The sequence below is a fragment of the Mycolicibacterium fluoranthenivorans genome (assembly GCF_011758805.1).
In the GTDB taxonomy this organism is placed as follows: domain Bacteria; phylum Actinomycetota; class Actinomycetes; order Mycobacteriales; family Mycobacteriaceae; genus Mycobacterium; species Mycobacterium fluoranthenivorans.
This window is the reverse complement of record NZ_JAANOW010000001.1, coordinates 2,198,411-2,211,760: the sequence shown is the minus strand read 5'-3', so window position 1 is coordinate 2,211,760 and position 13,350 is coordinate 2,198,411. Positions and strand designations below refer to the sequence as shown.

Below are 13,350 nucleotides of genomic sequence, written 5' to 3'. Positions count from 1 at the left end.
ACTCCTCAGTATGTTTCGGTGATGTTACGTGCACTTCACTGAAGTGGGATTTTAAATGTCTAGAAACTATTCTCTTGATGACACATCGAGGCGTGACCGGCGCCTGGGCGGCCTCAGCTGGGGATGCGCCAGGACCAAGTCGTCCAACAGGGCGCGCAACGCACGCACGCGCGCCTGCCGCGATATCTCGCGGGGAACGACCTCCCAGTAGTGCCGGGTGACCGCGAATTCCGTTGGCAACACCCGGGTCAGCGTGTCGTCGGCGTCACCGATATAGGTGGGCAGCGGCGCGATACCCAAACCGGCGCGTACCGCGTGGTGATGCCCGGTGATGTTGGTGGTCTGCACACGGGCACGGATACCGGGTAGCAGACCACCCAGGAACCGCAGCGGGGCAACGTCGAGCAAGGCCTCGACATACCAGATGACGACGTGCGAAGCGAGGTCACCGAGACTGCGCACTTCGGCATGTTCGCCGACGTACGCCGAGGCGGCATACAGGCCCAGCTCATAGTCGGCGAGCGGACGTACCACTCCCGCGTGGGGCGAGGGTTCCTCCAACGTGATGGCCAGATCGAAATCACGCATCGTGAGCACACCGTGGGCGGTGGCCGTGACCACGGCGACCTCCAGGTCCGGATGTTCGTCGGTCAGGGGTAGCAGACCGGGGGTCAGCAGATAAGCCCCGAACCCGTCGGACGCGACAATCCGCAACTGTCCGCGCAGCCCCTGATGCCGATCGGAATCCCGAAAAGCCGACACGACCGCAGCGTCGATGGCCTCGGCATGCGGCAGCATCCGCCGGCCGGCGTCGGTCAACTGCCACGCACCACTGGAGCGATCGAACAGCCGCTCTCCCGACGCTCGCTCCAGGCTTGCGATGCGGCGGGTCACGGTCGTGCGGTCCACCCCGAGACGTCGTGCGGCATCGCTCGGTGAGCCCGAGCGCGTCACCTCGAGCAGATAGCGGAGGTTGTCGGCAGATTCCATGACCCCCATCTTGGTCGTGCAGATCTGCACGAGCAATGTGCGGATCTGACTGTTGACTGGTGCATATTCGCCCATGAAGCTGATACCGAGTCCCTTGTCGGTCGGCGCGGGCCACGGGCCCGGACCGCTACGAACCGAGTCAGCAATCGAGATCGAGGACACCTATGACACATGCCATTTCCGTGCCGCGAACCATGAGGATCGGCGGCGGTTCCGTCGACCAGACCGGTGCAGTGCTCAGCGACCTCGGCGCCCGGCGTCCCCTGATAGTGACCGACGCGTTCCTGGTCAGCACCGGCCAGGTCGACAGACTCGTCGCAGCCTTGGAAGCCGACGGGGCGAGCGTCGCCGTGTACTCCGACACCGTGCCCGATCCGACCACGGACTCGTTGGCCCCCGCCAAGTCGGCGCTGGCTGCACATCGCGCCGACAGCGTCGTCGGATTCGGCGGAGGCAGCCCGATGGACACCGCCAAGGCACTGGCCGTGCTGGGCGTCAACGACAAGCCGATGCGAGAGTTCAAGGCGCCCAACGTCTACACCGGTCCCGCGCTACCGATCGTGGCGATCCCGACCACGGCCGGCAGTGGATCGGAGGCCACTCAGTTCACCGTCATCACCGACAGCGCCACCGACGAGAAGATGCTCTGCATCGGGACGTCGTTCCTGCCGATCGCCGCGATCATCGACTACCGCCTCACCATGTCGATGCCGGCACGACTGACCGCCGACACCGGTATCGACGCGCTCACCCACGCCGTCGAGGCCTACGTCAGCCGCAAGGCCAACGCGTTCTCCGACGGTCTGTGCCTGCTTGCCATCCGGGCGATCGGCCAGAACATCCGGCGGGTGGTCGCCGACGGGCACGACGAGCAAGCACGTGCGGCCATGATGATCGCGGCCACGCAGGCCGGAATGGCGTTCTCGAACTCCAGCGTCGCCCTGATCCACGGCATGAGCAGGCCGATCGGCGCGCATTTTCATGTGGCACACGGTCTTTCAAATGCCATGCTGTTTCCCGCGGTGACGCGGTACTCGATCGACGGTGCCGCCGACCGGTACGCAGACTGCGCCCGTGCCATGGGTCTGGCCACCGAGCACGATCCGAGCGCGGTCGCCGCCGCGAAGTTCGTCGAGGGGATATCCGAACTGTGCCGCGACCTCACCGTGCCGACGCCCCAGCACTATGGCATCGCTCGCACCGACTGGGATCGGCTCATCCCGACCATGGCCGAGCAAGCCCTGGCCTCGGGGTCCCCGGCCAACAATCCGCTCGTTCCCGACGCCGAGGACATCGCAGCGATCTACGACGAGATCTATGCCTGGTGACCGAGCCCGGCGGCGGGATCCCTACGCCGGGATCCCGCCTTTGCTCGGGGCGGACTCCGCCACGTCACGCACCAGGTCGCACAACGCCGTCAACTTCTGCAACTGGTCTTGGTCGTACAGCAGATCGCAGCGATCCACGGTTTCGGCCAGCTGCCGGTACGCACTGGCGCCCCGCGAGGTCAGCCGAAGATTGATCTTGCGCCGGTCGACGTTGTCCGTCCGGCGATACACCAGGTTGTTGGCCACCATGCGGTCGACGATCTTCGTCAGTGCCGACGGCGGAATCGATGTCGTCTCGCTGATCTCCGACATGGCGAGCGCCCCAGAGTCCTTGAGACAATCCAGGATCCGCCACTCCTCCAGGGTGCATCCCCCTGCGGCGAGCACCTCACGAACCCGCTCCAGCAGCGAGTTCTGAATCGCGCTCAACGCCAGCGCAGCCTGGCTCACGGTTCCCAACTGTCGTTACCTCCCGCCGTGGATTACCGTAGCGGGTGGTTCAGGGTAATCGAACGACAACCCCGACCTGGTGGTGGAGATGGGCCGCATGAACAGCAACGCACGGACGGAATCGAACGCCGTCGTCGTCGGCGTGGTCAATCCGCTGCAGGGACCACTCGGGATCATCGGTCCGTCGGCGCAACTGTGTGCGGAACTGGCCGCCGAGGAGATCAATCGCGAGGGCGGCATACTCGGCCGCGAGGTGAAACTCGTGCACGTCGACGGCGGCGCGCAGGTAGACAAAGTTCGAGCGCAGGTGCTTGAACTCGCCATGGCAGGCAGGATACAAGCGGTCGCGGGCGTACACACGTCCACCGTGCGGGAATCACTGGCGTCGGCCATCGGTGGCGCGATCCCCTATATCTACAACTCGTTGTACGAGGGCGGTGAGCGGCGCCCGGGCGTCTTCGTCACCGGCGAGACGCCGGAGACGCAGCTGTTGCCCGCGATGACACTGCTCGCTGGGGAGAGGCGCATCTCCCGCTGGGCGTTGGTCGGCAACGACTACGTGTGGCCACGCGGCACCGCGAACACCATCCGAGGGCATCTCGCCACGACAGGCTCCGGGAGCCTCGTCGATGAGATGTACGTTCCGCTGGGCACGTCGAGTTTCGACGCACAGCTCGACCGGCTCGAGCGCTCGACCGCCACGGCGGTGGTCGTTCTGCTGGTCGGGCAGGACGCCGTCGAATTCCATCGGCAGTACGCCGCACGCGAACTGGACGCCAAGGCGGTCCGCCTGACACCCCTGATGGACGAGAACATGCTGCTGGCCGCGGGCGATCACAGTTGCCGCGACCTGTACGTCGGCGCCGGCTATTTCTCGTCCCTGTGCACCTCCGACAGTCTCGACTTCGTCGGGCGATATGCCCGCCGGTTCGGCGCTGACGCCCCGTTGGTGGGGACTATGGGTGAATCGTGCTACGAGGGATTGCATCTGCTGGCGGCGCTCGCGCGTACCGCGGGCACCCTCGACGTGAACGTGATGACCACGCTGTCGAATTCGCTGGTATACGAATGCGCTCGCGGCGTGCAACGCCTCGACGCCGGACACACCGCCCCCCGAACGTATCTGGCCGAAGCCGACGGGTTCGACTTCAACGTGCTCACCGAGATGACTGCCGTCCCACTGGGTTGACCGGCACGAAACAGTCCACCCGGACCGGCCACGCGGTGCTCGGTTACTGAGCGGACTCCGACACGGCGGCCGCGTGGTAGTGCGGGCTGGCCGGGTCGCGGAACTCACGCCCGGTCATCTGCTCGGTCTTGATCCGAATGAAGTGGTCGCGCCGGCCGGTTACCCACGGCGTGACGAAAGTACCTGCCACCTCGACTATTTCATCGATATCGGTGATGGGCTCCGCATGGCCGACGATGGTCACACTCCATCCGGAACGGAGGTCCTGGTCCAGGTCATCGGCTTCGAAGGCCACCACCTGATGGTCGGCTGCAGCGGCGAGTTTGCCTCCGCCGGCGACCCGGATCACCACATCGTGATGCCACAGCCGGAAATTCACCGGTTGCACCGCGGGCAGCGCCCCCTCGGTGAAGATGAGCCGACCGACGCGGGTGCTCTGCAACCGGTCCAGGCATTGCCGTCGGTTGAGCACATCCAGCTCGTGTGTGTTCGACATGTTCGCCGCCTCTCTCGCTCCTGGTGACACTCTGCGCGCCCGGCGGCGTCGCACACAGGGCCGAAAGTCCCGACTTGTCTGTGCCTCGTGGCACCGTGGAGACATGTTGCTCAGCGCAGTGGCGGATGCCTCGGCCGAGGTGGGGGCGTCGTCCTCGCGGCTGGCCAAAGCGGCGCGGGTGGCCACGCTGCTGGCCCACTCCGATCCCGGCGACGTCGGCATCGTGGTGTCCTGGCTGGCGGGTGAGCTTCCGCAGCGCCAGATCGGTGTCGGGTGGGCCGCCTTGAAGGTGCTGCCCGAACCCGCCGCCGTGCCGGAGCTGACGGTGTCCGGCGTCGATGACACCCTCAGCAGGATCAAGACCACCACCGGCAAAGGTTCGCAGGCACTGCGCACCCAGCTGCTCGCCGAGCTGTTCACCGCGGCCACCGGCGCCGAACAGACCTTCCTACGGCGGCTGCTGTCCGGCGAACTGCGTCAGGGTGCACTCGCCGGGGTGATGGCCGACGCCATCGCCCGGGCCGCCGCGGTACCCGCCGCCGACGTCCGCCGGGCTGCGATGCTGGCCGGCGACCTGTCCGCGGTCGCCGTCGCCGCACTGTCCGAGGGCGCCGCCGGTCTGGTCCGGTTCACCCTCACCGTCGGACGCCCGGTCGGGCCGATGCTCGCACAGACCGCGACCGGTGTCGGTGACGCTCTCGAAAAACTGGGTGGCGACACCGTTTTCGAGACGAAGCTGGACGGCGCCCGGGTTCAGATCCACCGTCGCGGCAACGACGTCACGGTGTACACCCGCAGCCTCGACGAGGTCACCGCGCGCCTGCCGGAGGTCGTCGCGGCCGCACGCGCCCTGCCGGTCACCGATCTCATTGCCGACGCGGAGGCCATCGCATTACGGCCGGACGGACGCCCGCACCGGTTCCAGGTGACCGCCTCGCGGTTCGGCACGACCGGTCGAGGCGAACCGCCGTTATCGGTGTTCTTCTTCGACCTGTTGCATCACGACGGCACCGATCTGCTCGATCTGCCGACCACCGAACGTCTGGCCGTCCTCGACGCGGTGGTACCCGCCGCGCAGCGGGTGGACCGGCTGATCACCGCCGATCCAGCTGCAGCGGCCCGGTTCCTGGATGCCACGCTGAGCGCGGGGCACGAAGGGGTGATGGCGAAATCGCCGACCGCACCGTATGAGGCCGGTCGCCGCGGGTCCGGGTGGCTGAAGGTCAAACCGGTGCACACCCTGGATCTGGTGGTGCTCGCCGTGGAATGGGGCTCGGGTCGGCGCACCGGCAAGCTGTCGAATATCCACCTCGGGGCCCGAGATCCGGCGACGGGCGGATTCGTGATGTTGGGTAAGACCTTCAAGGGCATGACCGACGCCACGCTGGACTGGCAGACCCGGCGGTTCACCGAGCTGGCCGTCCACGGCACCGACGGTTATCTGGTCGAGGTACGCCCGGAGCAGGTCGTCGAGATCGCTTTCGACGGCGTGCAGGGTTCGACGCGGTATCCGGGCGGAATGGCGCTGCGGTTCGCCCGGGTGTTGCGTTATCGGGACGACAAGACGGCCGGTGAGGCCGACACCATCGACACCGTGCGGGCGTTGTTCCAGCGGGCCGACTGACCCCGCAACCCCCAGCACGCTGCGAGGATGCTCACAGCTACGGGTGCGATCATCTCGGTGATGCCGACCCCGCCGCGGAGATGACCACGCAATGATTCGTAAAGCGATCGGCGTCTTCTCAGCGCTCGTCCTGGTGCTGACCGGTGCCGGTTGGTGGCAGGTGTATCGCGCAGTCGGCGGTATCACCGTGTCCGATGCGCTGGGCGCCCTGGGTGTCACCGCACACTCCACCGGCGGCGCCATGAATGTCCTGCTGATCGGCCTGGATTCGCGCAAGGATCAGAACGGCAACGACCTGCCCCAGGAACTACTGGACAAGCTGCACGCCGGCGACTCGGATTCCGGCGGCTACAACACCAACACGCTGATCCTGGTCCACATCTCCCCCGACGATCACGTCACGGCGTTCTCGATTCCCCGCGACGACTATGTGGACGTCACCGGCATCGTGCCCGGTAACGACAACATCAAGATAAAAGAGGCGTACGGCCTGACCAAGGCCGCCGCCGAAGACACCCTCGTCAACGACGGGGTCGGCGATCAGTCCACACTGGAGTCCAAGGGGCGTGAGGCCGGCCGGGCTGCGACGCTGAAGGTGGTACAACGCCTCACCGGGGTCCCGATCGACTATTTCGCCGAGATCAATCTGGCGGGTTTCTACGACCTGGCCGACAGTCTCGGTGGCGTCCAGGTGTGCCTGAATTCGGCGGTGTCCGACGACTATTCGGGCGCCCACTTCCCGGCGGGCAACCAGACTCTGGATGCCGAACAGGCAGTCGAGTTCGTCCGGCAACGCCACGGCTTGGACAACGGCGACCTCGACCGCACCCACCGCCAGCAGGCGTTCCTGGTATCGGTGATGCGCCAGCTGCAGGACAGCGGAGCGCTGGCGGATGTCGGCAAGCTACAGAGCCTCATCGGGGTCGCGCACAAGGACATCGTGTTGTCGAACGGCTGGGGCGCGGACCAGTTCCGCCGGGTGGCCGAGCTTGCGGGCGGCCATGTCGAATTCCAGACCCTGCCGGTCCTGCGCTATGACAATGTCGACGGCCAGGCCGTCAACATCATCGACCCCGCGGCGATCAAGGCCGAGGTCAGCGCCGCCTTCTCGGGTGATCTGCCCGACTTCACCGCACTGCCCACCAGCACCGTCGACGTGATCAACGCCGGCGGCACCGAAGGACTGGCGGCCACCGTCTCGGATGCCCTGCGCGCCAAGGGCTTCAATATCGGCGACGTCCGCAACGCGACGGCCGCGGATCCGACCGCCACGACGGTGGACGGCGGCGCAGGCACCGGGACCGATGTGCATGCCGTCGGAACGCTGCTCGGTATCGACTCCACGCCCACCCCCGATGACGCTGTCGGCGCCGGGCATATCCGGATCGTCCTCGGCGCGGACTACGTGCCACCCGGTACCGTCACCGCGGCCGGATCCACCGAGGCCGTGTCCGGGTCGGGCCCAGACACGCCCGACGTGCCCAACCCGGGTAAACCCATCGACAACGGGCAGATTCCCTGCGTCGACTAGTGGCGGGACCCACGATCGGACGCGGGAATTCCACAGTTCGGTCACAGTCCGGATTTGCGCGATGCAAGGATCGGGGTATGGCCGGACCTTCTACACCTTCTGCGCGTGGGCTCGAAGAGCACAAGGGTGACATCACCTATATCCGGACGGAGCAGGATCTACCGCCGGTCGCGATCATCGACCGCTCCCCGATCACCGTGCGGCACCGCGTCATCTTCGGCGTCATCGCACTGCTCGGCGCGGTGGCCTGGGCGCTCATCGCCTTCGTGCGCGGCGAGACGGTCAACGCGGTGTGGTTCGTCATCGCCGCGATCTGCACCTACGTCATCGGCTTCCGGTTCTATGCGCGGCTGATCGAGAACAAGATCGTGCGCCCGCGCGATGACCATGCCACCCCGGCCGAGATCTTCGAGAACGGCACCGACTACATGCCCACCGATCGGCGGGTGCTGTTCGGGCATCACTTCGCCGCGATCGCCGGCGCGGGCCCGCTGGTCGGGCCGGTGCTGGCCATGCAGATGGGCTATCTGCCCGGCACCATCTGGATCATCGTGGGCGCGTTGGTCGCGGGCTGCGTCCAGGACTACCTCGTGCTGTCCATCTCGGTGCGCCGCCGCGGCCGCTCCCTGGGGCAGATGGCGCGTGACGAGCTCGGCAGCATCGGCGGCGTCGCCGCGATCGTCGGCGTCCTGGTGATCATGGTGATCCTGCTCGCCGTGCTGGCGCTGGTGGTGGTCAACGCCCTCGCCGAGAGCCCGTGGGGCGTGTTCTCCATCGCCATGACCATCCCGATCGCCCTTTTCATGGGGCTGTACCTGCGCTTCATGCGGCCCGGCCGGGTGTCGGAGGTGTCGCTGATCGGTGTGGTGCTGCTGCTGCTCGCGGTCGTCGCCGGCGGCTGGGTCGCCGAAACCGACTGGGGAACAGACTGGTTCACGCTGTCGAAGGTGACGCTGTCGTGGTGCATCATCGTCTATGGCCTGGCCGCCTCCGTGCTGCCGGTGTGGTTGCTGCTGGCCCCGCGGGACTATCTGTCCACATTCATGAAGGTCGGCACCATCGTGCTGCTGGCCATCGGCATCCTGCTCGCGCGCCCGCTGATGGCGGCCCCGGCGGTCTCGCACTTCGCCAGCAGCGGCTCCGGCCCGGTGTTCGCCGGCGCACTGTTCCCGTTCCTGTTCATCACCATCGCATGTGGAGCCCTGTCCGGCTTCCACGCGCTGATCTCCTCGGGCACCACGCCGAAGCTGCTGGAGAAGGAATCTCAGATGCGGCTGATCGGCTACGGCGGCATGCTCACCGAGTCGTTCGTGGCCATCATGGCGCTCATCACCGCGGCGATCCTCAACCAGCACCTCTACTTCGTCATCAACGCACCGTCGGCCCAGACCGGTACCACGGCACAAACCGCGGCCGACTATGTCAACGGCCTGGGCCTGTCCGGGCAGCCGATCACCGCGGGTGAGATCACCGACGCGGCCACCAGTGTCGGTGAGAAATCGATCGTCTCCCGCACCGGCGGCGCCCCCACCCTGGCCTTCGGGATGTCCGAGGTGCTGCACCAGGTGTTCGGCGGCGCAAGCCTCAAGGCGTTCTGGTACCACTTCGCGATCATGTTCGAGGCCCTGTTCATCCTGACCACCGTCGACGCGGGTACCCGGGTGGCCCGGTTCATGTTGTCCGACGGGCTGGCCAATCTGGGCGGGCCGCTGAAGAACCTGCGCGACCCGAGCTGGCGCGTCGGCGCGTGGCTCTGCAGCATCATCGTGGTGGCGGCCTGGGGCAGCATCCTGCTGATGGGTGTCACCGATCCGCTCGGTGGCATCAACACGTTGTTCCCGTTGTTCGGCATCGCCAACCAGCTGCTCGCCGCGATCGCGCTGACCGTGGTGACGGTGGTGATCATCAAACGCGGGTTGGTGAAGTGGGCCTGGATCCCCGGTGTTCCGCTGCTGTGGGACCTGACGGTGACGATGACCGCCTCGTTCCAGAAGATCTTCTCCGGCGATCCGAAGGTGGGCTACTGGACCCAGCACGCGCAGTACGTCGCTGCGAAGGACGCCGGCAAGACGGCCTTCGGCGCCGCCAAGAATGTCGATCAGCTCGACGCCGTCATCCGCAACACGTTCATCCAGGGCACCCTGTCGATCATCTTCGCGGTGCTGGTGCTCATCGTGTTCCTGGCCGGCGTCGTGGTGGCGCTGCGGACCCTGCGCGGGGCCGGCCGGCCGCTCTCGGCCGATGATCCGGTGCCGTCCCGGCTGTTCGCCCCCTCGGGCCTGATCCCGACCGCCGCCGAAAAGGAGGTGCAGAAACAGTGGGACGCCTTACCGCCCTCATCCACAAATTCAGTTGGTACTGCTCATCATTGATGGGCGACAACCACTATCAGCGCTACGTCGAGCACCGTCGGCGCACCCATCCCGGCGAGCCGGTGCTCAGCGAGCGGGAGTACTGGCGGATGCGCCACGCGGCCGCCGACGCCAACCCGGGCGCCCGCTGCTGCTAGCGCAGCCGGTACCGGATCGGCAGGTGCTTGAGACCGCCGACGAAGGTGGTGGCGATGTGTTCCGGGGTGCCGGCCAATTCGATCGATTCCAGTCGCGGTACCAGTGCGGAGAAGAAGCTGTTCACCTCCAGACGCGCGAGTGCCGCGCCCAGACAGAAGTGCACGCCGTAACCGAAGGCGATGTGCTTGTTGGGATCCCGGCTGATATCGAACCGGAACGGATCGGCGAACACCTCGTCGTCGCGGTTACCGGATACATACGACAACAGCACCGAGTCACCGGCCGCGATCCGCACTCCGCGGATCTCATAGTCACGCTGGGCCGTCCGCATGAACTCCTTGACCGGTGTGGTCCAGCGGATCATCTCCTCGACCGCCAGCGGCATCAGACTCGGATTCTGCTGCAACCGGGCCAGTTCCTCCGGGTGCTCGAGTAGCGCATGCATACCACCGGAGATGCTCGCACTCGATGTGTCATGTCCGGCCGCGGCGAGAATGGCGTAGTACGAGACGGTTTCGATATCGTTGAGCGGCTCGCCGTTGATGGTGGCGTTGGCGATCGTGGAGGCGAGGTCCTCGGTCGGATTGGCTCGACGTGCGGCGGTCAGCTCGGTGAAGTACTGGAACATCTCCAGCAGGGCCAGGCCACGTTCCGCCATGCTGGTACCGCGCTGGAATTCCTCGTCGTCGTTGCCGAAGAGTTCCTGGGTCCAGTGCAGCAGTGAGGTGAAGTCCGCCTCGGGCACACCCAGCAGCGTCATGATCATGTAGAGCGGGTAGTTGACCGCCACCTGCTGGACGAAATCGCATTCGGGTCCCTGCGCCGCCATCCTGTCGACGAACTGTGTCGCCAGCTCGTCGGCGCGGTCCTTCAACGCGCGCATGGCCTTGGGCCGGAACCAGTTCGCCCCGATCGCCCGGAAATCGCGATGCTGCGGGTCGTCCATGTGAATCAGCGTCTTGATCCCGATCGCGGCCTGCTGTTCGTCGCCCTCTCGGGTGACCAGGACCGGCCGCGGCGAGTTGGTGAAGACCTCATTGGCGCGTTCGATCTCCATGATGTCGGCGTGCTTGGTGATCGCCCAGAACGGTGCGTAGTCCGCCACCTCAACCCAGGCCACCGGAGCGTTGGCGCGCAGCTGGCTGAGCACGACGTGCAGCCCGGCTTCGTCGGTGTAGGCCTTCGGGTCCGCAAGAACCTTTGCGGCCTCGTCCATGGTCGGCATGCTCACCGGCGGCTCCTCGCTGCTGGGATATTGACTGACATTATTACTGTAAGCACTACCGTTGAATATCCCGGGTATCCCGATCCGCATCGTCGACCACCCCGAGCGCCGCCTGAGCCCGGTCTTCGTAGCCTTGACGCGCGGCGGTGTCGAACTCCAGGAACACCTTGTCGGTGCCGAACCGGCGGCCCACCCAACGCCGGCCCCGCGGTCCGAGCAGACCGAGCGGCCCGAGCACGAACCGGATTCCGCCGGGCACGGTGACATGCGTCTTGGGCCTGTCGAGCGTCTTGACGATCGCCGCGGCGATGGCCTCGGGTTCAACGGGCCGGTTCGTCCTGGTCTGCGCCGTGCCGGAGATCAGTTCGGTGCGGGTGAACGGAGGCATCACCACGCTGACCTGCACACCGCGGGCGGCGAACTCATCAGACATGGCACTGGACAGGCTGATCACGGCGGATTTCGTTGCGGCGTAGACGGTCTGGCCGGGCACCGGCATCAGGCCGGCCAGCGACGCCACGTTGACGATGTGACCGCGGCCGCCCTCGATCATCTCCGGCAGGACCAGCTGACAGCCGGTGACGACGCCGTAGAAGTTGACCTCGATCGCCGAGCGCAACGCCCGTTGCCCCTGCTCCAGGAATCCGCCGATCGGCATCACCCCGGCGTTGTTGATCAGTACGTCGACCCGGCCGCCGTCGGCGCGCACGTGGGCCAGAAAGCCCGAGAACGACTCGCGGTCAGTGACATCCAGCGGGTGACCGCTGACCCGCCCACCCAGTGACGTCACCGCCGACTCCAGGGCGGCGACGTCGCGATCGCCGATCACCACGCGCGCCCCACGAGCGAGCAGCGCCTGCGCGGTCGCGTAGCCGATCCCCCGCGCCGCGCCGGTGATGGCCACCGTGCGACCGCTGATGTTGTCCACACTCTATCCCCTCGCCAAGATCCGAAGTTCCTGCAGCACATCAGATATCGCCGCCTCCGACAGGCCGGCCGGGAAGCCGGGCAGTACGCGGTCGATGACCCCGGCGCAACGTTGTCGCAAGGCAGCGGCCACCTCCGGCAGCGGTGCGACCACGGCGAACGCCCTCAGCACCTCGTCATCGATCAGCCCGGCCATGGTGTCCCATTCCCCCAGCCGCGATAGGCGGTGCAGCTCGGTGTGCAGGTCGCCCCAGCCGTGCAGGTCCAACACCCGGCGGTAGGCGGGGGTGGATCCATAGAAGGCGATCTGCTTGCGGTGCGCGCCGGCCGCGGCGGCGAACTGCTCCTCGGTCTCGCCGGTCACGACGAAGACCGGGCAGGACACCTCCAGTGCGCAACGGTCCCGACCGGACCGCGCCAACCCTGCCTGCACCGCGGGGACGGTCACCTCGTCGAGGTAACGCCTGGTGGTGAAGGCGTGCGCAATGAGCCCGTCGGCCACCTCACCGCACAACTGTGTCATCGCATCGCCGACGGCGGCCAGGAAGATCTTCGGCAGGCCATGCGGATGCGGCTCCGGGGTGAACATCGGGGTCATCAGCCGGTGCGTATAGAACTCACCCTCGAAGGCGAGCCTGCTGTGGTCGCGCCAGGAGGCCCAGATCGCCTGCACCGCAGCGACGAACTCGCCCATCCGGCGCACCGGCTGCCCCCACGGCATGCTGAACCGCTTTTCGATATGCGCCTGTACCTGGGTGCCGAGACCGAGGATGAATCGGCCTTGCGAATAGGACTGCAGGTCCCAGCCCAGACCCGCGACGATCATCGGATTGCGCGCGAAAGCCACCGCGATGCTCGTGCCGAGCTGCATCCTGGTGGTGTGCTCGGCGGCAAGAACGAGCGGCAGGAAGGGATCATGGTTGATTTCACCGGTCCAGCACCCGTCGTAGCCCTGTTCCTCCAGCGTGCGCGCCACAGTGGGCACCTCATGCAGGTCGCTGGGGATGCCCCGATCAATGGCGAGCCGGGCGCGGTTACCCATGCTGGGGACGCTACAGTAAGCAATTCAGTATGGTCAAC

Annotated in this window: 12 protein-coding genes; 6 read left to right on the top strand and 6 right to left on the bottom strand. The window is 66.5% G+C overall.

What is annotated here, in order from left to right:
• Positions 1-66: 66 nt before the first annotated feature.
• Positions 67-990: a LysR family transcriptional regulator gene (locus tag FHU31_RS10670; RefSeq protein WP_167158099.1), complete on the bottom strand. Its 924-nt coding sequence runs from the start codon at positions 988-990 to the stop codon at positions 67-69.
• Positions 991-1,154: 164 nt separating this feature from the next.
• On the opposite strand from FHU31_RS10670, the gene FHU31_RS10665 reads away from it, so the two are divergent.
• The gene (locus tag FHU31_RS10665; RefSeq protein ID WP_167158097.1) at positions 1,155-2,318 is read left to right on the top strand and encodes an iron-containing alcohol dehydrogenase; all 1,164 of its coding nucleotides are present in this window, start codon (positions 1,155-1,157) and stop codon (positions 2,316-2,318) included.
• A 21-nt stretch (positions 2,319-2,339) separates the two neighbouring features.
• On the opposite strand, the gene FHU31_RS10660 is transcribed toward FHU31_RS10665, so the two are convergent.
• The gene (locus tag FHU31_RS10660) at positions 2,340-2,768 is read right to left on the bottom strand and encodes a MarR family winged helix-turn-helix transcriptional regulator (RefSeq protein ID WP_167158095.1); all 429 of its coding nucleotides are present in this window, start codon (positions 2,766-2,768) and stop codon (positions 2,340-2,342) included.
• Positions 2,769-2,865: 97 nt separating this feature from the next.
• Here FHU31_RS10660 and FHU31_RS10655 point away from each other — a divergent pair, with 97 nt between their 5' ends.
• Positions 2,866-3,957, top strand: coding sequence for a substrate-binding domain-containing protein (locus tag FHU31_RS10655; RefSeq protein ID WP_208410194.1), 1,092 nt, complete (start codon positions 2,866-2,868; stop codon positions 3,955-3,957).
• 43 nt (positions 3,958-4,000) lie between these two features.
• On the opposite strand, the gene FHU31_RS10650 is transcribed toward FHU31_RS10655, so the two are convergent.
• Positions 4,001-4,453, bottom strand: a complete 453-nt coding sequence (locus tag FHU31_RS10650; RefSeq protein ID WP_167158091.1) for a pyridoxamine 5'-phosphate oxidase family protein — start codon at positions 4,451-4,453, stop codon at positions 4,001-4,003.
• 103 nt (positions 4,454-4,556) lie between these two features.
• On the opposite strand from FHU31_RS10650, the gene FHU31_RS10645 reads away from it, so the two are divergent.
• The 4 genes from FHU31_RS10645 to FHU31_RS10630 all read left to right on the top strand — a co-directional run bounded on the left by FHU31_RS10645 (position 4,557) and on the right by FHU31_RS10630 (position 10,117).
• Positions 4,557-6,077, top strand: a complete 1,521-nt coding sequence (locus tag FHU31_RS10645; protein WP_167158089.1) for an ATP-dependent DNA ligase — start codon at positions 4,557-4,559, stop codon at positions 6,075-6,077.
• Positions 6,078-6,168: 91 nt separating this feature from the next.
• A complete protein-coding gene (locus FHU31_RS10640) occupies positions 6,169-7,608 on the top strand; it encodes an LCP family protein (protein WP_167158087.1) in 1,440 nt (479 codons plus the stop codon).
• A 77-nt stretch (positions 7,609-7,685) separates the two neighbouring features.
• A complete protein-coding gene (locus tag FHU31_RS10635) occupies positions 7,686-9,980 on the top strand; it encodes a carbon starvation CstA family protein (protein WP_167158085.1) in 2,295 nt (764 codons plus the stop codon).
• Positions 9,980-10,117 carry a YbdD/YjiX family protein gene (locus FHU31_RS10630; RefSeq protein WP_208410193.1) on the top strand — a complete coding sequence of 46 codons (138 nt, stop codon included), beginning with the start codon at positions 9,980-9,982 and terminating at the stop codon, positions 10,115-10,117. The genes FHU31_RS10635 and FHU31_RS10630 overlap by 1 nt, the downstream gene beginning before the upstream one ends.
• Here FHU31_RS10630 and FHU31_RS10625 read toward each other — a convergent pair.
• The 3 genes from FHU31_RS10625 to FHU31_RS10615 are packed head-to-tail and all read right to left on the bottom strand — an operon-like array spanning position 10,114 to position 13,312.
• Positions 10,114-11,343, bottom strand: coding sequence for a cytochrome P450 (locus FHU31_RS10625; protein WP_208410845.1), 1,230 nt, complete (start codon positions 11,341-11,343; stop codon positions 10,114-10,116). The genes FHU31_RS10630 and FHU31_RS10625 overlap by 4 nt on opposite strands.
• Positions 11,344-11,398: 55 nt before the next feature.
• Positions 11,399-12,271, bottom strand: a complete 873-nt coding sequence (locus FHU31_RS10620) for an SDR family oxidoreductase (RefSeq protein ID WP_167158079.1) — start codon at positions 12,269-12,271, stop codon at positions 11,399-11,401.
• 3 nt (positions 12,272-12,274) lie between these two features.
• Positions 12,275-13,312 carry an LLM class F420-dependent oxidoreductase gene (locus tag FHU31_RS10615; RefSeq protein ID WP_167158077.1) on the bottom strand — a complete coding sequence of 346 codons (1,038 nt, stop codon included), beginning with the start codon at positions 13,310-13,312 and terminating at the stop codon, positions 12,275-12,277.
• Between the last annotated feature and the right edge of the window lie 38 nt (positions 13,313-13,350).

Bases quoted from the DNA above. Each gene is read 5' to 3' on its own strand.
- FHU31_RS10650 (WP_167158091.1), bottom strand. From the start codon at position 4,453: ATGTCGAACACACACGAGCTGGATGTGCTCAACCGACGGCAATGCCTG.
- FHU31_RS10630 (WP_208410193.1), top strand. From the start codon at position 9,980: ATGGGCGACAACCACTATCAGCGCTACGTCGAGCACCGTCGGCGCACC.
- FHU31_RS10645 (WP_167158089.1), top strand. From the start codon at position 4,557: ATGTTGCTCAGCGCAGTGGCGGATGCCTCGGCCGAGGTGGGGGCGTCG.
- FHU31_RS10665 (WP_167158097.1), top strand. From the start codon at position 1,155: ATGACACATGCCATTTCCGTGCCGCGAACCATGAGGATCGGCGGCGGT.
- FHU31_RS10615 (WP_167158077.1), bottom strand. From the start codon at position 13,312: ATGGGTAACCGCGCCCGGCTCGCCATTGATCGGGGCATCCCCAGCGAC.
- FHU31_RS10670 (WP_167158099.1), bottom strand. From the start codon at position 990: ATGGAATCTGCCGACAACCTCCGCTATCTGCTCGAGGTGACGCGCTCG.
- FHU31_RS10640 (WP_167158087.1), top strand. From the start codon at position 6,169: ATGATTCGTAAAGCGATCGGCGTCTTCTCAGCGCTCGTCCTGGTGCTG.
- FHU31_RS10635 (WP_167158085.1), top strand. From the start codon at position 7,686: ATGGCCGGACCTTCTACACCTTCTGCGCGTGGGCTCGAAGAGCACAAG.
- FHU31_RS10625 (WP_208410845.1), bottom strand. From the start codon at position 11,343: ATGCCGACCATGGACGAGGCCGCAAAGGTTCTTGCGGACCCGAAGGCC.
- FHU31_RS10655 (WP_208410194.1), top strand. From the start codon at position 2,866: ATGAACAGCAACGCACGGACGGAATCGAACGCCGTCGTCGTCGGCGTG.